20 protein-coding genes and 3 pseudogenes are annotated in these 22,373 nt (G+C 60.4%); 14 read left to right on the top strand and 9 right to left on the bottom strand.

Going from position 1 to position 22,373, the window contains the following annotated elements:
* Positions 1–34: 34 nt before the first annotated feature.
* Positions 35–679, top strand: coding sequence for a hypothetical protein (locus OKW41_RS05415; RefSeq protein WP_342963573.1), 645 nt, complete (start codon positions 35–37; stop codon positions 677–679).
* A gap of 277 nt (positions 680–956) precedes the next feature.
* On the opposite strand, the gene ltrA is transcribed toward OKW41_RS05415, so the two are convergent.
* A complete protein-coding gene (ltrA, locus tag OKW41_RS05410) occupies positions 957–2,225 on the bottom strand; it encodes a group II intron reverse transcriptase/maturase (protein WP_429571360.1) in 1,269 nt (422 codons plus the stop codon).
* A 1,051-nt stretch (positions 2,226–3,276) separates the two neighbouring features.
* On the opposite strand from ltrA, the gene OKW41_RS05405 reads away from it, so the two are divergent.
* From OKW41_RS05405 to OKW41_RS05390, 4 genes and pseudogenes are all read left to right on the top strand, one after another.
* Positions 3,277–3,594 carry a DUF4148 domain-containing protein gene (locus tag OKW41_RS05405; RefSeq protein WP_429443982.1) on the top strand — a complete coding sequence of 106 codons (318 nt, stop codon included), beginning with the start codon at positions 3,277–3,279 and terminating at the stop codon, positions 3,592–3,594.
* Positions 3,595–3,910: 316 nt separating this feature from the next.
* Positions 3,911–4,159, top strand: coding sequence for a hypothetical protein (locus OKW41_RS05400; protein ID WP_429445243.1), 249 nt, complete (start codon positions 3,911–3,913; stop codon positions 4,157–4,159).
* On the top strand, positions 4,149–4,358 hold the full coding sequence (locus OKW41_RS05395; protein ID WP_429571784.1) for a hypothetical protein: 210 nt from the start codon (positions 4,149–4,151) through the stop codon (positions 4,356–4,358). Before OKW41_RS05400 ends, OKW41_RS05395 begins: the two co-directional genes overlap by 11 nt.
* A 297-nt stretch (positions 4,359–4,655) precedes the next feature.
* Positions 4,656–4,798 (top strand): annotated as a pseudogene (locus OKW41_RS05390) (XdhC family protein); the annotation flags it as partial.
* A 54-nt stretch (positions 4,799–4,852) separates the two neighbouring features.
* Here the strand turns inward: OKW41_RS05390 and OKW41_RS05385 are convergent.
* Positions 4,853–5,206, bottom strand: a complete 354-nt coding sequence (locus OKW41_RS05385; RefSeq protein ID WP_429445241.1) for a BON domain-containing protein — start codon at positions 5,204–5,206, stop codon at positions 4,853–4,855.
* A 603-nt stretch (positions 5,207–5,809) separates the two neighbouring features.
* Here OKW41_RS05385 and OKW41_RS05380 point away from each other — a divergent pair.
* On the top strand, positions 5,810–6,424 hold the full coding sequence (locus OKW41_RS05380) for a DUF4142 domain-containing protein (RefSeq protein WP_429571783.1): 615 nt from the start codon (positions 5,810–5,812) through the stop codon (positions 6,422–6,424).
* Here OKW41_RS05380 and OKW41_RS05375 read toward each other — a convergent pair.
* A complete protein-coding gene (locus OKW41_RS05375; protein WP_429571782.1) occupies positions 6,388–7,566 on the bottom strand; it encodes an MFS transporter in 1,179 nt (392 codons plus the stop codon). The genes OKW41_RS05380 and OKW41_RS05375 overlap by 37 nt on opposite strands.
* Positions 7,567–8,181 carry a VOC family protein gene (locus OKW41_RS05370; protein ID WP_429571781.1) on the bottom strand — a complete coding sequence of 205 codons (615 nt, stop codon included), beginning with the start codon at positions 8,179–8,181 and terminating at the stop codon, positions 7,567–7,569.
* Between the two features lie 183 nt (positions 8,182–8,364).
* Here OKW41_RS05370 and OKW41_RS05365 point away from each other — a divergent pair, with 183 nt between their 5' ends.
* A complete protein-coding gene (locus OKW41_RS05365; protein WP_429571780.1) occupies positions 8,365–9,066 on the top strand; it encodes a TetR/AcrR family transcriptional regulator in 702 nt (233 codons plus the stop codon).
* 4 nt (positions 9,067–9,070) lie between these two features.
* Here the strand turns inward: OKW41_RS05365 and OKW41_RS05360 are convergent, their stop codons facing one another.
* Both OKW41_RS05360 and OKW41_RS05355 read right to left on the bottom strand, forming a co-directional pair.
* Positions 9,071–9,310 carry a LysR substrate-binding domain-containing protein gene (locus OKW41_RS05360; protein WP_429445232.1) on the bottom strand — a complete coding sequence of 80 codons (240 nt, stop codon included), beginning with the start codon at positions 9,308–9,310 and terminating at the stop codon, positions 9,071–9,073.
* Positions 9,311–9,853: 543 nt separating this feature from the next.
* Positions 9,854–10,579: pseudogene (locus OKW41_RS05355) on the bottom strand (IS110 family transposase); the annotation flags it as partial.
* Positions 10,580–10,739: 160 nt separating this feature from the next.
* Between OKW41_RS05355 and OKW41_RS05350 the strand changes: the two are divergent.
* Entirely contained in the window at positions 10,740–12,248 is a 1,509-nt protein-coding gene (locus tag OKW41_RS05350; protein ID WP_429571779.1) for an integrase catalytic domain-containing protein, read from the top strand.
* 151 nt (positions 12,249–12,399) lie between these two features.
* Here the strand turns inward: OKW41_RS05350 and OKW41_RS05345 are convergent.
* A pseudogene (locus OKW41_RS05345) lies at positions 12,400–12,727 on the bottom strand (IS110 family transposase); the annotation flags it as partial.
* A gap of 547 nt (positions 12,728–13,274) precedes the next feature.
* Between OKW41_RS05345 and OKW41_RS05340 the strand changes: the two are divergent.
* The 6 genes from OKW41_RS05340 to OKW41_RS05315 all read left to right on the top strand — a co-directional run bounded on the left by OKW41_RS05340 (position 13,275) and on the right by OKW41_RS05315 (position 18,528).
* Positions 13,275–14,024, top strand: a complete 750-nt coding sequence (locus OKW41_RS05340; RefSeq protein ID WP_429573352.1) for a reverse transcriptase domain-containing protein — start codon at positions 13,275–13,277, stop codon at positions 14,022–14,024.
* A complete protein-coding gene (locus OKW41_RS05335; protein ID WP_429573351.1) occupies positions 13,913–14,185 on the top strand; it encodes a reverse transcriptase domain-containing protein in 273 nt (90 codons plus the stop codon). Before OKW41_RS05340 ends, OKW41_RS05335 begins: the two co-directional genes overlap by 112 nt.
* Before the next feature lie 72 nt (positions 14,186–14,257).
* Positions 14,258–15,799, top strand: coding sequence for an IS21 family transposase (gene istA / locus OKW41_RS05330; RefSeq protein WP_429571339.1), 1,542 nt, complete (start codon positions 14,258–14,260; stop codon positions 15,797–15,799).
* A gap of 14 nt (positions 15,800–15,813) precedes the next feature.
* Complete coding sequence (gene istB / locus OKW41_RS05325; protein WP_429571338.1) at positions 15,814–16,572, top strand: IS21-like element helper ATPase IstB; 759 nt, start codon at positions 15,814–15,816, stop codon at positions 16,570–16,572.
* Between the two features lie 21 nt (positions 16,573–16,593).
* Positions 16,594–17,193 carry a group II intron maturase-specific domain-containing protein gene (locus OKW41_RS05320; RefSeq protein ID WP_429571778.1) on the top strand — a complete coding sequence of 200 codons (600 nt, stop codon included), beginning with the start codon at positions 16,594–16,596 and terminating at the stop codon, positions 17,191–17,193.
* A gap of 1,200 nt (positions 17,194–18,393) precedes the next feature.
* Positions 18,394–18,528: a hypothetical protein gene (locus OKW41_RS05315; RefSeq protein ID WP_429445220.1), complete on the top strand. Its 135-nt coding sequence runs from the start codon at positions 18,394–18,396 to the stop codon at positions 18,526–18,528.
* A gap of 726 nt (positions 18,529–19,254) precedes the next feature.
* On the opposite strand, the gene OKW41_RS05310 is transcribed toward OKW41_RS05315, so the two are convergent.
* Both OKW41_RS05310 and OKW41_RS05305 read right to left on the bottom strand, forming a co-directional pair.
* Positions 19,255–21,279 carry a sigma-54-dependent Fis family transcriptional regulator gene (locus tag OKW41_RS05310; RefSeq protein WP_429571777.1) on the bottom strand — a complete coding sequence of 675 codons (2,025 nt, stop codon included), beginning with the start codon at positions 21,277–21,279 and terminating at the stop codon, positions 19,255–19,257.
* 587 nt (positions 21,280–21,866) lie between these two features.
* Positions 21,867–22,373: an acetone carboxylase subunit gamma gene (locus OKW41_RS05305; protein ID WP_429445216.1), complete on the bottom strand. Its 507-nt coding sequence runs from the start codon at positions 22,371–22,373 to the stop codon at positions 21,867–21,869.

The following is a 22,373-nucleotide window of genomic DNA, read 5'->3' as shown; positions in this document are numbered from 1 at the left end:
TTAGCGAGACAACAACCTTGCTGTAGGAAGACCCATGAAGAAAGGAAAGACAAAACTTACCCGCCATGATGCTGAGCGCCTTTTCGAGGGATTGCCCGGCGGCAACGTGAGAGTATCGGGCCGGCCCGAGAACCCATTCGAAGCAGGAGCATTCGACGTGGTCGAGCGCGTCGACGACGAAACCAAACTCTGGAAAGACAACCTCATTACGCTTCCGATGGCGATCGAGTTGCCTGTTGGCTACGAGTCGGTGTCTCGCATGCGCGAGGCGATGGTCCGGGCATGGCGCGTGAAGTGGGTGAGGGAAGGTAAAAACGAGGTTGTCACCGAGTTTCCCGAAGGATGGACGGCCGTTCGCCCGGAAAGCGGCCCCATAGAGCTGAGAGATCCGTCTGGCGTGGTCCGCGCCTTATACGGTTGGGCTGCGGATGCTGAACTCAAAATTCTGCCGCGGTATCTTATTGAGTCACAAGCGAACAGTTCAAGCGGACTAGGCAGCCTGCTTGTCCGTGATCGCGGGAACGGTCAAATTCTTGAGCGGTCATCGATCTGGTCCGCTCAGACCGGTACCAATCATCCAGATTGGACCAGGCTGTCAGCGTGGCTCAACTTACGCTATCCACAACATCGCGACCCGCTGCGGTACTGGAACGATTGCGAGGAAAACATCCAGAATTGAGCCGCTTTGGCGGCGCTGTTCCCGAGGCAAACTACTGCACCCGGCTTGACGGAGGCGAAAGCAGGGCTCATCGCTTGATTGCGGCTTCCGCGATCGGTAGAGTCGAGATGTGACGCGGTGGCGTTAGGCTGGGTTTGTCTGTTGCCGCCTCTTTCGTCTGGCGGTGCCCGAATAACCTCACCGTTGCTCCGTTGTCACACCCCGCTCATCGAACCGGACATGCAGATTTCCCGCATCCGGCTCTCGGACAAGACATCACGCCTTCGTACACGGCAAGTTACAGCCAAGGGCCCGTCAGGCGTACGAGACCGAAGTGCCCGTAGAGGTGCTGGAGTGGATAGCTCCCGCCCCGGCGACGCCTGACCTTATGCTTGTTCCGTAACCACCGGCGCAACCGCGCAGCGGTATAGCTGTCGAGCGCCCGGTACGCGCGTCTGAACGTCCCTACCTTAAAGTAGTTCGCCCAGCCGCGTAGCATGCGATTCAACTTGCCAACCAGCTCCGTGGTGTCCAGCCACGTCATAGAAGCGGCGGTCAGCGCATGAACCTTCTCAACCATGCGCCGGATACTCTTCTTCGACGGACGCATGCCCATGCGGGCCTGACCAGTCGTCGCTGAGTACATCCGCCCAAACGTGTAACCCAGGAAATCGAATTCCCCTTCCGGAACCGCACAAAGTTGTGTCTTCTCCTCGTTGACCGTCAGCTTCAGCTTGCTCATGATCTCGCGCAGTCGAGACAACGCTTCTTCAGCTTTGCCTCGCTTGCACAGGATCACCAGATCGTCCGCGTAGGTCACGATTCGACTGCCAAGACTTCGCTCAAGCCCGAGCTTCTTCCATGCCAACACAAACCGGCGCATGTAGATATTCGCCAGCAGTGGTGAGATGGGTGAGCCTTGCGGAATGCCGCGCCTGCTGTCCTTGGCCTCGGTCGTACGTGTCTTCCGGCCTCGGTGATCGGTTTCTTCAACGGAGCACTCCAACCACATCCTGATCAGATGCAGCACGCGCCGATCCACGATGCGTCGCGCGAGCGACAACATCAAATCGGCGTGGGGAATACTTCCGAAGTAGTCCGCGAGGTCGGCGTCTACGACGTCCGTTTGCCCTCTATGCAGCCGCTCTTCCACCTCGATCACCGCTTGCTGGGCATTTCGCCCCGGGCGGTAAGCGTACTGCTCTGGTGGGAGGTCAGCTTCGAAGATCGGTTCGAGCACCAGCATCGCTGCTGTCATGCACACCCGATCTCGCAAGGTCGAGATGCCCAGTGGCCTCAGCTTGCCATTGGCCTTCGGGATAAACACTCGTCTGATAGGGTCCGGCCGGTAAGTCTCCTGCCTGAGCGCAAGCGCCAGTTCGCCAAGCCATTTCTGCACCCCATACGCTTCGACCTCCGTGAAGTCTTGCCGATCGACACCCGGGGCGCCCCTGTTCGAGCGGCACTGGGCGTACGCATGCGCCAGCACATCCTCACGATAGATCTTGTCGTACAGAGCATAGAAGCGGTACCCGGCTTCTGCCTTCGCTTTCGCGTGTAACGCCATCTGCAGCTTCTGAACACTGATCGGAGTTGATAGGTTTCCCAATCTCCAGGTCCCTCACTACGTGTTGCGTTTGTCTTGAACTGAGGCCCCTTTCCTCCACCGGCATTACCCGGCTTCAGCGGTACTACGGGCCTCTCCGTCACCCCAAGGCGCCCGGCCTGTCCCTCACGGGCGTCCGGTTGGTCATCCCTGACCACGCCAGGGGGCTTCCCGTGTTGCGTGCGCTTCCCTTGTGTGCATGCTGTCGCCACTACCCCGGCGCAGCGACTGGATGTCCTGCCTGCTCATTCACCCAGCCGTATCAGCCTTCCCCGTAATGGCAGTCGGGTCGGCCTGCGCATCGACCTTTTCGAGGCTTGCTCGGCGTTCACACGTGTTACGGCCTGCACACTCGCGCTGTCACCGTAATTTGTGACACGCTACACCGAAGGCTTCAGCCATTTCGTTACCTCCATAGCTGCTCCGGTTGCTTCCGGCTGGAGCGGTTGCCGGGTGGGGCTTACACCCACTGGGAAAACGCCGCCTTTACACGGCGCACGCCAACTACGGTCGTTGGTCCGAGCTTCCAAACGGACATTCGAACGTCTTCTCCGCCCCTGCCAACAGACGTTCGGATTCAAGACACCATCATTGCGTTTCCGGCCGAAGCAGGAACTCGCCCCCCGCATCCGCAGCCCGTGTCGAGCACCCGCTTTCACCGCGCGGGTGCTTCAGTAACAGCGTGTTTGACCCTCCCGAACTACGTCGCGATGGTCGTCCCTGATCTAGCAAACGACAGTTCAGATTGCCGCATCGCAAGCGTGGCCAAAAAGCGTTCGATAGACCATTCGACGGTTGCAGCCAAACGTATCTCTTGCCGATGATTTCTGCTGGTTACGCTTCGCAGGCAATCCGAACATGACATCAATGTAATGTGAGCGTCAGCGTGCATCAACCTTCGTTGTACAGAATGAAGCTTACTCACTCCCGTTTCCGACGAGATGGTGAGATCGGGGGCTTCAATCATCGCGCGTGAAGCTCACCATACCCTAAATTCAGGAGGTGATTCACTATGAAGGCTCTTATCTATGCAGCGCTGGTTGCCGGCGTACTTGTCGCTCCCGCGGTCTCTTTTGCACAGGACGCTACCGCGCCGTTGTCACGTGCCGAAGTGCGCGCTGATCTAGTTCGGCTAGAACACGCCGGGTACCGGCCGGCCGCCAATGATGTGCACTACCCGGCAGATATCCAGGCGGCTGAGGCGCGGCTTCAAGCGCAGAACGTCACGATGTCGGGGAGCACAGGCGAAGGCGGAGTGTCGGATGGCTCCTCGCAGGCGGGTGCGCCAACGGCGACCGAAGGTACTCACTCGATCTACTTCGGTCACTGATGCCCGGATGTCCTGCGAGCTATGATCGGCGATTTTACCTCGGCCTGCTAAGGGCGTGATCGTTCACGCGGGATGCTTCGAGTCGAACAATCGCGTCGGCGAGCGGAGTCAGAAATGTGCGACCCGCCCGGTTAGGGCAGTGCAACGTCCGTCTGAAAGACGGACGTATAAATAACATATTATCGTTATCGTAAAAAAACATTAACTATCGTAAATTGACGTCCGGCCCTACGCTTTAATCATCCCGTCGCATTGTGCTCAGGTCGCAGCGCTTGAGCCGCTAGCAGGCTGAGGGACGCGATCGAAGGAGATGGTCATGAACACTGCCGAGAAGTCCCTGCATTATCTGGTGGAAAAGTGGCTTGCGCCCGCTCCGCACACGCAAATTCGCGTACTCCAGTTTGGGCATATACGGGAAGACCGGAGGCGCTACGTGCAGGTCGAGGCATCAGCGCCGAACGGCTCGCATGCAATCTTTTTCTTTCGGCACGACGACGGCTGCTGGTGCGTATTTCCGCCCCGGATCGCGCGACCCTCAATGACCGATAATCGGCGTGCAGCTTGAAGTGCATAACGGGCTCGACAAAGCGGCAAGAAATAAAAAAAATGGGCAATTGCAGTTCGAATCGATTTACGGCAACTGCTTCGAATCGCTCGGCGTCGGCTCCAATGTGGATGCCCCATGCGCACATATTCGACGTTACTTCCGAATGTCCTATCTCTATAGTCAGCCATTTCAACGGGCCGCCCTCGCCAACCGCTGAGATGCGACGTTGATCCGCTGCTAGGCGGTCCGAACCATTGTTCGTGATCGCCAGGATCAGACATGGATGACCGGCTGCAGTCCAAGGAAGACACTGGATTACGAAACACCGGCTGAACGGTTCCATCGAACTATTGCATCGACCGGTTGAATCCGCCCATTGGCAACTGACGTTGAGTTCGCGCCGGATCGAAGGGCTGCTCCGGGTCGGGTACCGCCAATCGCAACCGGCGGTGCTGAGCCCCCTCACAGAAGCGCCGGAGCCGTGCCTGGAACATGAATCTGTGCTCTGGCGCGACTTGGCTGTAGATCGGCCCCGCCTGAAATGCTCGTGTCGATTCTTGCCGAATGACAGCGGCGAAGAACGGCGTAACGTTGCCAACGCTATTGCAAATCGAAGGCGCTAAAGAAGCGCGTGAAATTTCACGAAGCGTCGGCTCCTTGCAATATTCACGGCTGAAAACGGTCAGTACTTCCCGGCGCCGCCTCGAAGGGTCAATACCCTTTCGTATAGAGCGTCAGATGGTTACTCACCGACGTTACACCCGGCACGCCCTTCGCCACTTCCGCGGCCTGCTGGATCTGAGGACCGTCCGACACGCTGCCGGATAATGTCACGACACCGCCGCGCGCCTTGACGAATACGTTCGACACGTTGAAGTTGGGCGCTTTCGACAACGCCTTGCGTACATCCCGAGCCAGCTTCCTGTCCGCTGGCGTCGCCTTGCCTGAACTTGCAGCCGGACCCGAGCCCATCGGCATAACAGTGCTGGCTTGCGCGTAGACGTTCGACGTCAACGTCACGCATCCCACGACGACGAGCAGATTCACGACGTTCCATGCTTTCATGATTGCCTCCCTCGTTCGGCCTTGCAGATGGTGAGTCAAAGATAGCCAACATTCCGCTTCTAACAAAGCTGCTTGCACGATTAAGGGAAAGCCCGTATCCAGACGCGCGCCCGCTGGCAGGCCGATCATCGGGCGAGTTCGCGAATGAGCAGCCGCGGTATCGCTGGCGAGGCTTCACCGCAGATCCGAACGCGTGACGCATTGGAAGCCACCTCACCACGTGCACGATCAGCGTGCTGAAAGGTTACGCCTCAACGCGCTGCACGGAGGCGCCCGACTCCAGTACACATGGCAAGGAACGCTGAACGCCTCAACTGGCGCGTGTTTGCGCTCCAGCTAGCGCCCGCGTGATTATGACGCTCGTAGTATTTGTATCGGACGTTGAAGCTGAGTACTTCGAGGCAGGCGGTCAAGGCTCTCCTTTTGACCGTCGCGCGCGCCTTGTGTGGGCATAGACATCCGCGTGAACAGCCGCTACTTTGGAAGCTGCTGCTGCGGTCTTGCCAAGTCGAAGGGCAGAAGTGGCTCGCGTGCCGTCGATCGACGTCGGACAAAGATCGGCCATGAGCGGTTACGCACCACGGCGCTAAACCAGCCATCCGATTGACTGATTTCGACCGGCGGATTCAACCGGTCGATGCAGTACCGCAGCAGACGTGTCCATTCAATGGTTTGAACCGGAGGCGAAAGATGATCCCGAGCCACAAAGCCGCCGCGCTGGTGTTACTCGCTGCATTGTCGCTGCGCATGTATGACGTACACGCGCAACACACTGACCAGCAAATCGCCGCCATCCTCATGGTCGCGAATCGAGCCGAAATCGAGGCGGGCAACCTCGCGCTAAGCCGAAGCCAGAGAAGAAGCATCCAGAATTTCGCTGGAAAAATGGTTGCAGAACACAGGGACTTGTATCAATCAGCCGTCGAATTGACGCAGAGGCTGATGCTCCACCCCGAAAATAGCAGGATGAGCGAGGCGTTCCGGAACGAAGGGGATGACAACCTCGCCAGGTTGAATGCGGCCGATGAGTACGCGTTCGACGGAGACTACCTCTATCAAGAGATCACATATCACCAGCAATTGGTTCATGCGGTGGACAACGCGCTGCTTCCCTCCGCGAAGAACGCGGAACTGAAGGCGCTGCTCGTCAGAGCGCGCGTGATTTTCATCTTGCATCTCGACTATGCGATTCGACTGCAATCGGCTCGGGTCTGGTAATCCCCAGGGGATTCGGGTGAGCCACCCGGCCATTTCTTCAGCCTGACCAGAACAAGGGTGCAGCAACCACCCGCAGCCATAATGGAGGCAATGGCGAAAGCCCAGCCGAAATACAGGCCGTGATCAATGAGCGCCCCCGCAACAAGTGGCGCAATGACGTTGCAGACCGCCATCAGCGACGTATTCAAGCCCATGATTGCACCCTGCTGCTGAGGTGACGATGTCATGGACAACGCGGCCATCAGTGTTGGCCTGGTCATCGCCGTTCCTACACTTGCCATGACAAGGCCGACGGCCAGCGGCGCAAGCCCTGGTAGAAAACTGAAAATGCTCAACCCTATGGAAAACAGTAGCAGGCTGACAGCAGCAAGCAGGTTCTCAGGAATCACTTCATCGAGTTTTTTCATCGCGACGGTCTGAACGATGATGTTGATGGCCCCGGATGCGGTGAAGATATAGCCCACCTCACGCGGTCCAAAAGCGGCTCCGTTCCAGACGTAGTGCGCCTGAAGAAACAGCGCGAACTGCGAGACGTACATGGAAAAGCCAAAATAGAACAGTGCCAGCACAAGAAGCACCGGCGCAGCGCCCGGAGACCGAAGCGTGCGCCATAGGGACAGCACCTGACGCTTTCCTTTACTCGGCGCTGATTTATCGTCGCCCGGCAGGAAGATCAGGTTGACCGTCGCGCTCAACGCCGACAATAACGCCGCAGCCAAGATCGGAGCGGAGATCGAGATACGCGATAACCCCGCTGAGAGTGACGGGCCAACCATCATACCTACCCCGACGGCTGCGCTGACGAGTCCGATAGCGCGACGCCGGTTTTGCGGTGAGCTGTGATCAACCGCATAGGCACTCGCGACCGAAAGATTTCCAGAAGTGATGCCGTCCAGGATACGCGCCAGAAAGACAATCAGAAGGTTGCCTGCGCAGGCGAGCAGCACGAGGCTGACAAACGTGCCGATCTGGCTACCCAGCAGGACCACTTTGCGTCCAAAGCGATCGGAAAGTCTGCCGAGCATCGGGGCGGCGATGAACTGACCGAGCGAAAAGATGGCCACCAGCGCGCCGAGGGCGAACGGGCTGGCGCCAAAGTGCTGCGAATAGAACGGCAGCAGCGGCAAAATGACCCACCACACTCATGGATGGCTGACGTGATGCCCGCCGTGTGCCCGCTCCTGCACAAACTCGCCGGCCATAATGCGCTCATGGATCTGCTCCGGCATAACGCCTGCATGACGCGCGGCGACCAGCTTGTCGGGATCGACGAGGCTCCGCCGTGCATGCCCCTGCGGGGGGTTGCGCATGTGCTCGGTTGCGGTCCAGTCGTTGCCGTAGTTGTTGACGTTGAGTTCGACCGCGTTGCCATCCGGGTCTGCGTAATTGAATACGGTTTGGAAGCCTTCACCTGCAGCAAACAGAGGCATGATGCCAAGGCCCTTCAGGCGCACGTAAGTGCCCAACAGGTCGTCCAGCGTGCGGTATTCGAATGCAACATGCTGCATGCCGGCCCGTCGACTGGCATCCGGCGCATGGCCCGGCAGCTCAAAGAACACGATGCGGTGGTGCACCTTATCGTTACTGACAAATGCTGCCCGGAAAGGCGGCCCACCCTGTGCGCCCCCGTCGTTGCCGAAGCGATGATTGATCGTCATGCCCAGCACCTGGCGATACCATTCGGTCATCGCATCGAGGTTGCCGGTGACCAGCCCGAAGTGCTGAAGCTTCGGGCGAATGGTGATTTCGGTATTCATTTGACACGCTCCTTTGAACCAGTCGGTGGAAACTGAACGAAACGGTTTCGTTCTATTAACGTAACAGGCGCAGTTCAACGCGTCAAACATTATCGAAACGAAATCGTTTCGTTTCTTTACAGCCCAACACCCGTCGTGTTACATCAGTGATGTTCCATTACCCAGGCCACGTCCGCCCCACGCATGCCAAACCCTAAAATCGTCGTCCCCAAAAAGGAGGGACATGTTGCCTCCGCGAGCTCTTCCGGGCGCACCGGACGCCCTCCGGGAACGCTCTCCGGCGAGGTTGACGAACGTATCCTGGACGCCGCCTACCAGGTATTCGTGGAGCGCGGCCTCCACGGCGCGAGCATTGACGAAATATCCCGCCTGGCGCGTGCCGGCAAACCCAGTATTTATGCGCGGTTCGCGACCAAGGAGGCGCTCTTTGCGGCGGTGGGCATGCGCAACGCTGCAAGGGTGAGCGCGCATTTCGGCAACTATGGGAACACCGGGGCAACCCTCGAGGCGAGGTTGAGCAACATCGGACAGGAGATGCTTGGGCAACTGCTCGCAGGCGAGGTCATCGACTTCATGCGGCTGTCCGCGGCGGAAGCGCGCCGCGTCCCTGAACTTGCCCATTTCGGGCGAGGCGCACGCGAGCGCGGTGCCGCAGCCGCCCTGGAAGCCCTGCGCGGGGCCGCGAATGCAGCGGACATCCGGCGGTTCCCCGCCCTCGGACCCGCACGCATCGAGCGCACAACGCGGTTTTTTCTTGATCTGATCGTTGGCCCGCTGCTCATGCGCGCTCTCGTTGGCGAAAACCTGGAGGTCCTGCGGGCGCAGATCGAGCCTCACGTAAAGGACAGCGTCGCCTTTTTCCTGGCAGGGTGCCGCACCGCCTGACGCGTCAGAATGACGGGCGTGCGGTCTTCACCTGACCCGCAACCGCCTTGATCTGATCGAGCAGCCACCGCCCGGCAGGGCCAGGTGGCGTATCGGTCCGGTAGATGGCCGACAGAGAAATGGCAACGTTCGCCCGCGTCTCTTCAAACTCCAGCGGCACGAGCGCGCCACTGTCCACGTCGGCCTGAACGACGTGCAGCGGCATGCCGCCCCAACCCAGTCCGGCCTTCAGGAAGGCAAGCAAAGCTGCACACCAGCTTGTAGGTACAATTACGGCACCGTCTCATGCCGTCCGTTGGTCGGCTGGTCCCAGTAGATCACCGGAGGTTCACTGCACTTGGGTCAATGGCCGGACAGGGTGTGCGCCGTGAAAAGGTGGCGCTTTCCAGCGGGTGTAAGCCCCGCCCGGCAACCGCTCCAGCCGGAAGCAACCTATAAGGACTTTCCCTTTTTGCAAGCTTGGTGTTCATTCGGTCATTGATTGATTCCGACGTTGTGGCGGACGCGATGGCAGACCGGCGGCGGGGCAGACTGCATACCTATAAACGGCCTTGTTGGGGCACTGTCGCTTCTGTGCCCGGGCCCGGATAGTAACCGCGCAGCAGGACTCCATCCGGAGCGCGGCGCCACGCATGAGATGCGTCGCCTGGAGCTTCCTCGAGTTCGCCTGCTGCCGGTCTGACCTGTCGCTATCCATGCCTATTGCGTCCTTGTGTTGGGAGTGGCCCCTTTGGGGTGCTGTACGGTGGTGTCCTGCGTTTCAGGGATCCGTGGTGCGGCTCACGAGTCACGACGGACGGATCGGGGTATAGGAGGGATCGAAGCGCTCGCCTTTGGCGAGGATCGCCCAGAGGATTCGCGCGTGCTTGTTGACGATGGCGACCAGCGTTCGATACCAGCCCGCCCGCGCGCGGAGCTGAACGATCCAGCGCGACAGCCGGTCGGTTCGTCGATGTGCACTCATTAGGGCCGAGCGAGCACCCTGGAACAGCAGGGTGCGCAGATAGGTGTTGCCCTGCTTGGTGATGTGGCCGAGCCGGGTCTTACCGCCACTGCTGGCCTGTTTGGGCACAGAGCCAAGCCAGGCGGAAAATTGCCGTCCGTTGCTGAACACGCGCGCGTCACCGACGGTCGCGACGGCGGCCGACGCGGTGAGCGGCCCGATACCAACGACGGCCATGAGGCGTTGCGCGCTGGTGTCATGTTTGACCCGCGCGGCAATCTGCGAGTCACACCACGCGATCTGCTCGTCGAGGGCGTGGATGTGATGCCAGCCGGCGAGGAGCGCGGCGCGTGCGATACCGTCCAGCTCTGTGGTCCCGTCCTCCAGTGCCTCGACGAAGTGGGCACGGAACGCGTCGATGCCTTGTGGGAGGAACACGCCGAACTCGAACAGTTCGCCACGCAGGCGGTTGACGAATGCTGTACGCTCCTCGACAAAGCCGCTGCGCATCCGGTGCAGCACCAGCACGTTCTGCTGGTCAGCGGTCTTCAGCGCGACGAAACGCATATGGGTGGATAGCGTCAAGCAGGAAGTCCGGTTTACCGACAAACATCTTGGCCGGCGCATTGACTCATCGGAATTGCAACTCGCGCTGACCTGTTGCCTCACGTAGTTTGCTACCCGTCGGATTGTCCGGCGGGAGCGGCACGAGGTGACGAGGCAAATCAGCATGACGACACGCAAGGAGTTGGTGGCAGCATTGCAATTGCGGTATGGCAGCGCGACGTTCGGTGACCGGATCAGGATTCTCGATGAGTTCGTGGCTCTGACCGGGTATCACCGCAAGCACGCCATTCGGCTGCTACGGGAAGAACCCGGCGCGGCAAAGGGGACACGCGAGCGCAACCGGCTATACGACGAAGCGGTACGCCAGGCGCTGACGGTGCTCTGGGAAGCAGCCGACAGGGTTTGCGGCAAGCGACTGAAGGCGTTGATCCCGAAGCTGGTTGATGCCATGGAGCGGCATGGTCATCTCGACCTGGATCCGGTCGTCAAGGCCAAACTCCTTCAGGTCAGCGCGGCGACCATCGTTCGCATGCTGGCCAATGCGCGTGCGCACATTGATGGGCAGCGCAAACGGCGCACGGGGGTGGGCTCGGCCATCCGGCGCAGCATTCCAGTGCGTACCTTCGCCGACTGGCGCGATCCACCACCGGGCTTCTTCGAGATCGACATGGTCGAACACTGCGGCGGTTCGAAGATAGACGGTGAGTTCGTCCACACCCTCACGCTGACTGATATCGCCAGCGGCTGGACAGAATGTGTGGCCATGCGGGTACGCAACCAGATGTTGGTGATTGAAGGATTTGAGAAAGCGGCTGCCGATCTGCCATTCGCGATGCTTGGAGTGGACTCGGATAATGACAGTGCGTTCATGAACCAAAGCGTCCTCGACTACTGCAAGGGCCGCGGTCTTGTGCAGACGCGCTCGAGGGCCTACAAGAAGAACGATCAGGCCTGGGTGGAGCAGAAGAACGGCGCCGTCGTGCGGCGGCTGGTCGGTTATGGCCGGCTGAGCGGTGTCGATGCCAGGAACGCGCTGGCGCAGCTGTACGCGTCATCACGGCTATACATTAACTTCTTCCAGCCTTCGTTCAAGCTGAAGTCCAAGACGCGTGACGGTGCGCGCGTACACAAGGTCTATCTAGCGCCGGCGACGCCGTGCGATCGGCTTCTGGCACACGACAGCGTTGAACCCGCTATCAAGGAAAAGCTGAAGGCACAGTTCAAAGGCCTTGATCCTGTGCGGCTGCTGCAGGAGATGCGAACGGCACAGCAAACATTGAGCGAGTTCGCGGCCCACGGCGTGCGTGCTGAAGCCGCGCCGGCGGGCGACTCAGACGTCGCCGTCTTCCTCGCAGGCCTTTCTTCCGCATGGAAGGAAGGTGAGGCACGTCCAACGCACCGAAAACAACCCAAGGCAAAGCACTGGTGGAGAAGTCGGGTGGATCCGTTCGCCGACGCGTGGCCGCTAATCGAAGGATGGCTGATTGCAGAGCCCTCGGTGCCGGCCAACGTATTGATGGATCGGTTGGCCGCGATGTTTCCAGAAGCGTACGCAAGTCAGGCACAACTAAGAACGCTACAGCGTCGGGTCAAGGCGTGGCGCGCAGAGCGCGTAAAAGAACTTATTCTGGGCGGCCTGCGAAAGTCCGCTGATGCGCCAGCCGAAGTGTAAGTTGCGCAAAAGTTGAAAGTCGCCGGGGGCCGCGCGCTCCGCGCCCGGCAAACCACGAAAGAAGAAAAAAAAGAAAGCGAAAACGACAACAATCCGCCGAGTAACATTCCTTCGTGAGGCAACACGACCGGACGTAGTCATTGTCGCCGCCCATATGGGGGCGACTCGCCGCTTCACAGATGGCTTCCGCGTCCAGCCGGTCGTTCTTCACGTGCTTTCCACCTTTGCGGTACGCCGCGGCGAACTGTGGGGCGATCAGGCGGACTTCGTGGCCGAGCGCGCGCAGCTTTCGGCCCCAGTAGTGGGCCGCGCTGCAGGCTTCCATGGCCACCAGGCAGGGCTCGAGACTGGCGAACCATTCGAGAAACTTCTGCCTTGGGATCGCCTTCCTGACCGCCACGCGCTCCATTGAGTCCGACTCCATGTACCACGATCAGGTTCTTGGCGAGGTCGACGCCGATACGAGTAATCTTCTCCATGACTTTCCCCTTCTCAGATGGGTTGCCAGCACCAACCATCGTGGCATATCGCTACGCCACGGGATGGGGGAAGTCCTTTCTAATTCGGAGCAGCTATGGAGGTAACGAAATGGCTGAAGCCTTCGGCGATGCGTGTCACAAATTGGTGACAGCGCGAGTGTGCAGGCCGTAACGCGAGTGAACGCCGAGCAAACCTCGAAAAGGTCGATGCGCAGGCCGACCCGACAACCCTATCGGGGAAGGCTGATACGGCTGGGCGAATGAGCAGGCTGGACGCCCAGTCGCTGCGCCGGGGTAGTGGCGACAGCATGTACACAAGGAAAGCGTACGCAACACGGGAAGTCCCTCGGCGTGGTCAGGGATGACCAACCGGACGCCCGTGAGGGACAGGCCGGGCGCCTTGGGATGACGGAGAGGCCCGTAGTACCGCTGAAGCCGGGTAATGCCGGTGGAGGGAAGGGGCCTCAGTTCAAGACAGACGCAATACGTAGTGAGGACGTGGAGATTGGGCAACCTATCAACTCCGATTCGTGTTCAGAAGCTGCAGATGGCGTTACACGCGAAAGCGAAGGCAGAAGCCGGGTATCGCTTCTACGCGCTGTACGACAAGATCTATCGCGAGGATGTGCTGGCGCATGCGTACGCCCAGTGTCGCTCGAACAGGGGCGCGCCGGGTGTCGATCGGCAGGACTTCGCGGCGGTCGAAGCGTATGGGGTGCAGCGGTGGCTCGGCGAACTGGCGCTTGCGCTCAGGCAGGAGAATTACCGGCCGGACCCTATCAGAAGAGTATTTATCCCGAAGGCCAATGGCAAGCTGAGGCCACTGGGCATCTCGACCCTGCGGGACCGGGTGTGCATGACAGCAGCGATGCTGGTGCTCGAACCGATCTTCGAAGCCGACCTTCCACCCGAGCAGTACGCCTACCGGCCGGGCCGCAATGCCCAGCGAGCGGTAGTCGAGGTGGAGGAACTGCTGTTTCGCGGTCGTACGGACGTTGTTGACGCCGACCTTGCGGACTACTTCGGAAGTATTCCCCACGCCGAATTGATGTTGTCGCTCGCGCGACGCATCGTCGATCGGCGCGTGCTGCATCTGATCAGGATGTGGCTGGAATGCCCGTTGAAGAAACCGATGACCGAGGCCGGAAGAAACGTACGACGGAGGCCAGGGACAGCAGGCGCGGCATTCCCCAGGGTTCACCCATCTCACCACTGCTGGCAAATGTGTACATGCGCCGGTTTGTGCTGGCATGGAAGAAACTCGGGCTTGAGCGAAGTCCTGGCAGTCGAATCGTGACCTACGCGGACGATCTCGTGATCCTGTGTGCGTATTCCACGCCAAACCGAACACCAATTCCACGGCGAACCGAGCACGGATTCCACAGCAAGCCGAGCGTCGATTCCACGGCAAATCGAGCAGGGATTCCGCGACTGCCCGAGCGCGATTTCCACGCGTAACCGAGCGGTAAGCTGGAGGGACGGCAACGCGGGATAACCATGGCACGCTTGACGATTTTGTCGAGCGAGCGAATGTCGAATAAAAGGTTATCCATGCGTCAAATCAAGGAAGTGCTACGCCTGCGCTTTGTGTGCCAGCGTAGCCAGCGTGAGATCGCGACGACGATAGGCGCATCGAGCGCGACGGTCTGGGACTATCTGGATCGCGTACGGCGCGCACAACTGGACTTCGAGAAGGCGATGACGATGGAGGAGACAGCGTTGGATGCGCTGCTATTCCCGCCGCCGCCGTCGTCAAGCCGGACACGGCCGATGCCCAATTGGCCGATGGTACATCGTGAGCTCGGCAGGAAAGGCGTGACGCTTGACCTGCTATGGAACGAGTACAAAGCGCAGGAGCCCGAAGGCTACGGCTACAGCTGGTTCTGCAAGTATTACGAGCGATGGGCGGCAGCGTTGCCGGTCACGCTTCGCCAGACGCACACGCCCGGGGAGAAGCTGTTCATCGACTATTCGGGTAACAGGTTGGGCATCGTCGATCCGCACACCGGCGAGATCCGTGAAGCAGAGGTATTCGTCGCGACGCTCGGCGCATCAAACTACACCTACGCCGAAGTCACCTGGACCCAGCAGCTTGAGGACTGGATTGGCTCGCATGTGCGCGCCTTGAACTTCATTGGCGGTTGTCCCGAGATCCTGGTCCCCGACAACCTGAGGTCCGGCGTGCACAAAGCCGACTTCTACGATCCGGTTCTGAACCGGACCTATGGAGAGATGGCCGCGCATTATTCCGTGGCGATCATCCCAGCCCGCAAACGTCGGCCCCGTGATAAAGCGAAGGTCGAGCAGTCGGTGCTCCTGGCGCAGCGCTGGATTCTGGCACGGCTGCGCAACCAGCGGCTGTTCAGCCTCGACGAAGCCAACCGCGCGATCGCGGCACTCCTCGTTGAACTGAACAACAGGCCGTTCAAGAAACTGCCCGGTTGCCGCCGCAGCGCCTTCGAGGAACTTGATCGTCCGGCACTTCGTCCGCTGCCAGACAGACCCTACCAGTATGCGCAGTGGAAGGTTGCTCGCGTCGGCATTGATTACCATGTCGAGCTCGACGAACACTTTTACTCCGTCTCATACAGCCACGCCCGCGAGCAGGTGGAGGTGCGCCACACGAAGACGACCGTCGAGATCTTCCTGCGCGGTCAGCGCATTGCCGCGCACGCGAAGAGCGAGCGCCGCGGCCATCACACCACGATCGCCGCCCACATGCCGGCGAATCATCGGGCAGCGACCACCGAGTGGAATCCGCAGCGGCTGATCAACTGGGCCATGGAGATCGGCCCGCACACCGCCGCAGTCATCGAACACCTGCTTGGCGGTCGCCAGCATCCACAGCAGGCTTACCGCGCCTGTCTGGGCGTGCTGCGCATGGGCAAGGACTATGGCCATGCGCGACTGGAAGCCGCCTGCCAGCGTGCCATTGATCTTAAAGCGCCGAGCTATCGGTTCATCGCCTCGACGCTGAAGAACGGTCTGGAGAACAGGGCCGACACGGCCGCCGCCCAGACCGAATTGCCGCTCGCGCATGCCAACGTGCGTGGACCGTCTTACTACCACTGAAAGGAGATCATGACATGCTGCATCATCCAACTGTCGAGCGGCTGCACGAGTTGCGCCTGTTCGGCATGGCCGCCGCGCTGGCCGACCAGCAATCCCAGAGCAGCATCGACCAGCTCGGCTTCGAGGAGCGCCTGGGGCTGCTCGTCGAACGGGAAGCAAGCGAACGTCAGTCGCGCCTGCTCACGGCGCGGCTACGCCGCGCGAAGCTGCGTTTCCCGGACGCGGTGCCCGAAGACATCAACTACCGCGAGCCCCGTGGACTGGATCGTGCGCTGCTCGCCCGGGTGCTCACTGGCGAATGGGTACGGGCGCACCAGAACATCATTCTGGTCGCACCAACCGGGCTCGGTAAAAGCTGGCTTGCATGCGCGCTGGTCAACCAGGCGTGTCGCCAGGGCTTCTCGGCCTGCTATCTGCGCATGCCGAAGTTCAACGAGGAGATGGCCATCGCGCACGGCAGTGGGGGCTACGCAAAGCTGCTGGCACAGTTGGCCAAGACCGACATCCTCGTCATGGATGACCTGGCCATGGCACCGCTGTCAGATGCGGCGCGGCGCGATCTGCTGGAGGTGCTCGACGACCGGCACGGCCGGCGCTCGGTGATCGTCACCAGCCAGATTCCAGTCGACAGCTGGCATGCTGCCATCGGAGATCCGACGCTCGCTGATGCAATTCTCGACCGGCTGGTTCACAACGCGCATCGCTTCACGCTCTCAGGCGAATCGATGCGCAAGCGCCGAAATAGTTTGACCGCCGAAGGCGGGAAGGAGTAAAAAAACTCACCCCGCGTCGCCATGTCCGCAGCGCTCGCTTTGTTGTGGAATGCCTGCTCGGTTTCGCGTGGAATGCTTGCTCGCTTTGCCGCAGAATGGCCGCTCGATTTGCGTGGAATATGCATCCTGTGCAAGCGGGGTAAGGCTGAGGAAGCCTTGTCGCGACTGCGCGCGATCATGGGCAAGCTGAAGTTGACGGTCAATGAGGAGAAGACACGAATCTGCCAGGTGCCGGAAGGCGAATTCGACTTCCTGGGTTACACCTTTGGGCGGCTGTACTCGGCGACGACAGGCCAGGCCCGTATGGGCATGCGCCCGTCGAAGAAGAGTATCCGTCGCATGGTCGAAAAGATCCATGCGATGACTGCTCTCAGGACGGTGTGGCAAGAAACCACGGAACTGGTGGGCAAGTTGAACCGCACGTTACGCGGCTGGGCGAACTACTTCAACGTAGGCACGGACAGACGCGCATATCGGGCGCTCGACAGCTACACCGCGACGCGGTTGCGCCGGTGGTTACGCAACAAGTACAAAGTCAGGCGAAGCAGGCACGGGGGCTATCCACGCCCGCATCTCTACAAGCACTTCGGTCTCGTGCGCCTGACGGGGCCTTGGGTGTAACGTGCCGTGTACGAAGGCGTGATGTCTTGTCCGAGAGCCGGATGCGGGAGATCTGCATGTCCGGTTCGATGAGCGGGGTGTGGAAACGGGGCTAAGGCGAGGTTACTCGGGCACCGCCAAACGAAAGGGGCGGCAACAGACAAACCGAACCTACCGCTACCGCGCCACATCTCGACTCTACCGGAAGTGTGGGTTCGCTGATGCAGGAAGCTGCCGCCCGGCTGCCCGATGTCGCCACCGTCGGCAATGGCCGACGACGCGACTGACATGATCGCGCGCGCGAAGGTCCGTTGTCTGGGCGGAGCCGGCATCCGAACGTCCGCGTGAAACCGTAGGCCATCGTCCGTCGTTGGCCGAACCTTGTCGATCATCCATCAATCGAACGGCACTTCCCATGAGCGGCAACAGGCGGACCCGCTGCCACCGTTCGGACCAACGCCGACGCCCCGTCCGCTTAAAGAAGTAAAGCAGCGCCAAATTTGGGCGGCCCCTCCGATGATGCTGGGCGGACGATTACCAGGGTTCGGTCTGATCTGTCAAGATGGGGTCGCCCGATCGAACCGTTTGTGGCGAAAATGCACACTGCATTTTTTGCGCTGAATACTCCCGCAAACGATTGCGTATACTCTGTGCACCTCTTTCTCCGAGGCGCGCCCTATGCGGCAGGAATGGCTTGAATCTCTCCAGCGACTTAGCTGGAACGCTCCGATAACTTTGGCACTAGCGTCGGCAGCAGTCGGCTCTGTCGTGACGCTAGCGTGGATTTCGGCGCGAGATGCCCGGGAGCGCAGGCGTCAGCGACGCGACACTGCATTGGAGCTGGCGTTATCGCTGGAAAGCTACGCTCGAAGCTGTCGGACAATGATGCATAAGGCTGTTTGGGCGGCAGCGGAGCCGGTCGGCCCTATCAGCCGCGAAGCCAGCAAGGGCGTGTCCATCCCTGCTTTTGCCTATCCGGACAGGCTGCAGTGGCACGTCCTGAGCCGCCGAGTTATCTCCGAGTTGCGTGAATACCCGGCTACTGTGCACGCTGCCCGAGAGTACTTGGAGGCATTTCGGGAATTCGGCGAGCCGATAGACCTTTGCGGTCAGGTCCAATATGAGTGTGCGAAGGCCGCGATGTCAGCACTCGCGCTGGCTAGAACCACGCGTAGGCGGCACAGTGCCGCTACGTGGAAACCGGGTGCCAAAGATTCAGCCATGGAGCGCGAACTGTCCGACTTCATCGCGACCGCTGAAGAAAAGCGCAAGGCGTCGCTCGAGCGTCGAACGGAATCCACACTTGGTCGGCGAGCTGACGCACAGCCGTTCAAACAACAACCGCTAAGCGCCTGAAACTTAGACCGGACAAAGGGATATCAATCTATCAGGCGCCTCGCGACCCTCAACATCCTGTGGTACTCACGAGAGGTTTGCGGCTGCTTCCAAGGTGTCAACGCTTTCGGCATGACGACAAGTCGTCGGCCATTGCAGACGCTCAGCTAACGACCCTCATCGGGCGGCTACACAGCGCTAACCGGCCGTTCGCCCGAGGCGGCTCCGGAGCGGCGACTCTCAAATCCGCGAACGAGTACTTACGACCCGTTTGAGCCGTTCGACACAGCGCTGCGTCACCGACAGCTTCCAAGGGCGGATTCAACCGGTCGATGCAATAGTTCGATGGAGTCGTTCAGCCGGCGTTGCTCACTCCACGGCCTTCGATGATCGACGAATCACCTTGTCCGGTCGCGAATGCGTACTATTGCCCCTGCGCGGGTTACAACTAGAGCGTAATGTGGTGGCTTTTTGCCCTTGGCAGCACTGAACGGCATGGGCGCGTATCTTCCGGCACGCACAAGCCTCTCGACAGATTGTTCGGCGAGCCATTCGCCGCATGAACCGGCGTTTAACTACGCAGTTTGCCGGCGACCAACGACCAAACATTGAGGATTTCATCCGCGTCCCGGCGTGAGACACGTTGACTGTGCCTGCGTCCTGCGCGGACTACGCACCAGTCGCGCGCCTCGCTCAAACGCGCGCGATGCGCACCTTCGCCCGTACCATTGGCGGTAAGCGCGCCCCCTAACAGCCCTGCTCGCGGACTTCAACCAACGTGCGATCCAATCCATATTTCCTGAGCTTTTGATACAGCGTGCTCTTCGCTATACCCAGATGCCTTGCCGCAGACGTCAAGTTCCCGTGCGAGACGAATATTGCGTTGCGAATCGCTCCCTGCTCTGTCGCCTCCAGTGTTACCCGTTCGTCGCAGGAAGGCAGCTCATCGTATGTGGAGCGGATCGACGCATTGTTCGTGCGCAGTTCTGGCGGCAAATCGTCCGACGTCAGAACCGCTGCGCTTGCTGTGAGAAGCATGCTCTCGACCACGTTGTGAAGCTCCCTGACGTTCCCTGGCCACGAATAAGCGCTAAACGCCGCAAGCACATCGTCGTCCATCGCAGGAATCGCCCTACCTTGCTCCGTCGCAAACTCGCGGACAAGGTATTCGGTGAGACGGCGAATGTCGCTTGGCCGGTCGCGCAACGGCGGAATGCGAATGCTGGTCACGGCGACGCGATAGAAAAAATCCATTCGGAAGCGCCCTTCCGCGACCTCCGTTCTCAAGTCGCGATTGGTCGCTGCAATGAGACGAAAAGTCACTGACCTGGGCACGGTTTCACCGAGCCGATAGATCTCTCCCTGTTCGAGTACGCGCAGAAAATGTGGCTGCAGATCCACCGGCATTTCTCCAATCTCGTCGAGAAACAGGGTTCCGCCGTTAGCCGCTTCGATCTTGCCGAGCGCGCCCCCGCGCCGTGCCCCGGTGAACGCTCCATCACCGTAGCCGAATAATTCGCTCGCCAGCAGTTCGCGCGACAAGCCGCCGCAGTTAAGCGCAACGAACGGGCCGTCCTTCGCCGGGCTCGCATGATGGATGCCCTTCGCAAACAGTTCCTTGCCCACCCCTGTCTCGCCGAGCAGCACGACGGGCGCGCGCGAGCGGGCGATCTGCCGTGCCTTGCCGATGGCCTCGAGCAATGCCGGGGCTTCGCCAAGGATACGTTCGAAGCCAGCCGCCGATTCTCTATCAGCCCCGCAGCGGGACGCGCTGCCGACGCCACCCGCGACGCCGCGACGCGGCCCGAAGGGTACGATCAGCAAGCTGCCAATACGTCTACCGTCTTCGACCACCGGTTCGATCCAGTCGGACTGGATCCAGTAAGGTAGATCGACGGGCGCTGCGCCGGCGAACGGGGAGTCGGTGGCGAGCGCCAGGATGCGCCTTGGCCGGGCAAGCGAAAAATCCCCGCCGACTGCCGCGATAGCGGCCTCGGCGTTTTCATTGGCCTTGATGGGGTAGCCACCATGATCGAACACAACGGCGCCGTCGGACGCGAGCCTCGCCAGGCGGCTCATGCATCGATCGAGCAACCGATAGCGAAGCTCCATCGTGCGTGCCGCCAGTCGGCTCTCGATCCGGCTGGCGGCCGTGACGACCAGCGCCAGGCTGTGCCGATTGTAGGATTCGGACAACCCGGACACGTCGATGACGCCGACAATCGTGCCATCACGCGGATCGCGAATCGCGTTGGCCGAGCAGGTCCAGCGCTTGATGCCAGCGCAAAAGTGTTCGGCGGAATGGATCTGCACGGGCTGGCCGACCTCGATGGCGGTACCGATCGCGTTGGTGCCACAGATCATCTCGTTCCAGGACGCGCCGGGCAGCAACTGAATCCCGTGCGCCGAAGCAATGGCGGCCGGGTCGCCTTCAAGGTTCAAGATGGTGCCGGCCGGCTCGGCAAGGGCCATGACCGTTTCGGTCTGCGCGAGAAAATCACGTGCGTGCGCCATCACCGGTGCACTTGCCTCAAGCAGATCGCGGTGATTGCGCTGCAGCGAGTACAGCAAGTGCTCGTCAAGTGGCGGCGGTGCATGGCCCAGCCGGGGATCGACCTGTCGCTCGACGCAGCGATGCCACGACGTGTCGACAAGGTGCCGCACAACGCTGTGCGGTGCTTCCCCGCCACTCAGGAACCGCTCCCAGGCCGCCATGATGACCGCTTCGTCGCCCGGGTTCGAGAACATCTGAGTGGCATCTGGTGTGCTCATAACTTGTCTCCTTCTCCATGCCCTGCCGCAGGTCTCCGCCGACAATGTCGCGCACTCACGTCGGTCCGCAAGGCCGTCTCGAGGGTAAGTTGTTGTCCATCCGAGGTTCACGTGTACCTGAGTCAGGCTCTGCTCAATGTGCCGTGGGGCTCGCACTGCATTTCCAGTGCGCCGCAACATGAGAGGCGTGATCGGCTCCGGCAAGGAAATCGGCAAGAACAATGCCAATGCAAGAATGCAGCCGGAGGAAGGCCGGCCCGCCGCCGGGCGGCCGATTTCCGAACGAACCTTGAAAAGGCACCGTTCGATTTTCGAACGGTGGCGCCTCGCCGTTCGCGGGCGTGAATGGCGATTTTTTGCGGCGCATCAAACTGGACGGCGTAGGAGGCGGCGGATGAAGTCAGTGAAATGCGCGCATTGCGCGTCATAGCCGTACTAGCGACGGTTGCGCCGAGCTCTCAGATCTGTTCTCGGAGTACGCGGCCTGACAAGCCCGTCGCGCGGGGGCGCCAACCAGTGGCATGGCACCGCCCTGCGGGATAACCGGGCGCGAGACGGCCGCGCCCTCTGTGTGCCACGCTCAAGCGTCAGGCAGCGCGCTCGGGCACCGGCAACTGCAACCAGTCCTTGTAGAACGCCTCTATATTCGGCTCGAAATCATGAATCACCGGATACCACGGCGTCGGTGCTTCGACGTCGTGCATGGTGCCGCAACTCGGGCAGAAATACTCACGGTAGACCTGCCATTGGGTATCGGGCGCCATGAGCTTCGGATAGACCTCCAGCATTTCCTCTTCGGTATCCCGCACATGGACAAGCGCATGCAGCTTCCAGTTCTCACGGTAGTCGCAGAACTCGTGACCGCAATCGCACTTGACAACCCATTGCTTGCTCTTCGCGGCTTGCACGATATGCAGGTGAGGTCCGAGCGGCAAGACGATCCTGTCGGGAAACGAAACTTTTCCCTGTAGTACCTCGAGGTACTGGCTAAAGCGTTCGTGGTCCTTCGGCATGGACAACATACGCACGGTCGTATCCCAGTCGAGTCGGCCGTCGACCAGATTGCTGACCTGCTCTTTCGTGTAAGTAGACAT

The organism is Paraburkholderia sp. UCT70, from assembly GCF_050434085.1.
Taxonomy (GTDB): Bacteria; Pseudomonadota; Gammaproteobacteria; order Burkholderiales; family Burkholderiaceae; genus Paraburkholderia; species Paraburkholderia tuberum.
This window is presented reverse-complemented; position numbering and strand designations above follow the sequence as displayed.

Bases quoted from the DNA above. Each gene is read 5' to 3' on its own strand.
- OKW41_RS05405 (WP_429443982.1), top strand. From the start codon at position 3,277: ATGAAGGCTCTTATCTATGCAGCGCTGGTTGCCGGCGTACTTGTCGCT.
- OKW41_RS05385 (WP_429445241.1), bottom strand. From the start codon at position 5,206: ATGAAAGCATGGAACGTCGTGAATCTGCTCGTCGTCGTGGGATGCGTG.
- OKW41_RS05340 (WP_429573352.1), top strand. From the start codon at position 13,275: ATGGCGTTACACGCGAAAGCGAAGGCAGAAGCCGGGTATCGCTTCTAC.
- ltrA (WP_429571360.1), bottom strand. From the start codon at position 2,225: ATGGCGTTACACGCGAAAGCGAAGGCAGAAGCCGGGTACCGCTTCTAT.
- OKW41_RS05350 (WP_429571779.1), top strand. From the start codon at position 10,740: ATGACGACACGCAAGGAGTTGGTGGCAGCATTGCAATTGCGGTATGGC.
- OKW41_RS05370 (WP_429571781.1), bottom strand. From the start codon at position 8,181: ATGAATACCGAAATCACCATTCGCCCGAAGCTTCAGCACTTCGGGCTG.
- OKW41_RS05365 (WP_429571780.1), top strand. From the start codon at position 8,365: ATGCCAAACCCTAAAATCGTCGTCCCCAAAAAGGAGGGACATGTTGCC.
- OKW41_RS05415 (WP_342963573.1), top strand. From the start codon at position 35: ATGAAGAAAGGAAAGACAAAACTTACCCGCCATGATGCTGAGCGCCTT.
- OKW41_RS05305 (WP_429445216.1), bottom strand. From the start codon at position 22,373: ATGTCTACTTACACGAAAGAGCAGGTCAGCAATCTGGTCGACGGCCGA.
- istB (WP_429571338.1), top strand. From the start codon at position 15,814: ATGCTGCATCATCCAACTGTCGAGCGGCTGCACGAGTTGCGCCTGTTC.
- OKW41_RS05400 (WP_429445243.1), top strand. From the start codon at position 3,911: ATGAACACTGCCGAGAAGTCCCTGCATTATCTGGTGGAAAAGTGGCTT.
- OKW41_RS05320 (WP_429571778.1), top strand. From the start codon at position 16,594: ATGTCCGCAGCGCTCGCTTTGTTGTGGAATGCCTGCTCGGTTTCGCGT.
- OKW41_RS05315 (WP_429445220.1), top strand. From the start codon at position 18,394: ATGGAGCGCGAACTGTCCGACTTCATCGCGACCGCTGAAGAAAAGCGC.
- istA (WP_429571339.1), top strand. From the start codon at position 14,258: ATGTCGAATAAAAGGTTATCCATGCGTCAAATCAAGGAAGTGCTACGC.
- OKW41_RS05310 (WP_429571777.1), bottom strand. From the start codon at position 21,279: ATGAGCACACCAGATGCCACTCAGATGTTCTCGAACCCGGGCGACGAA.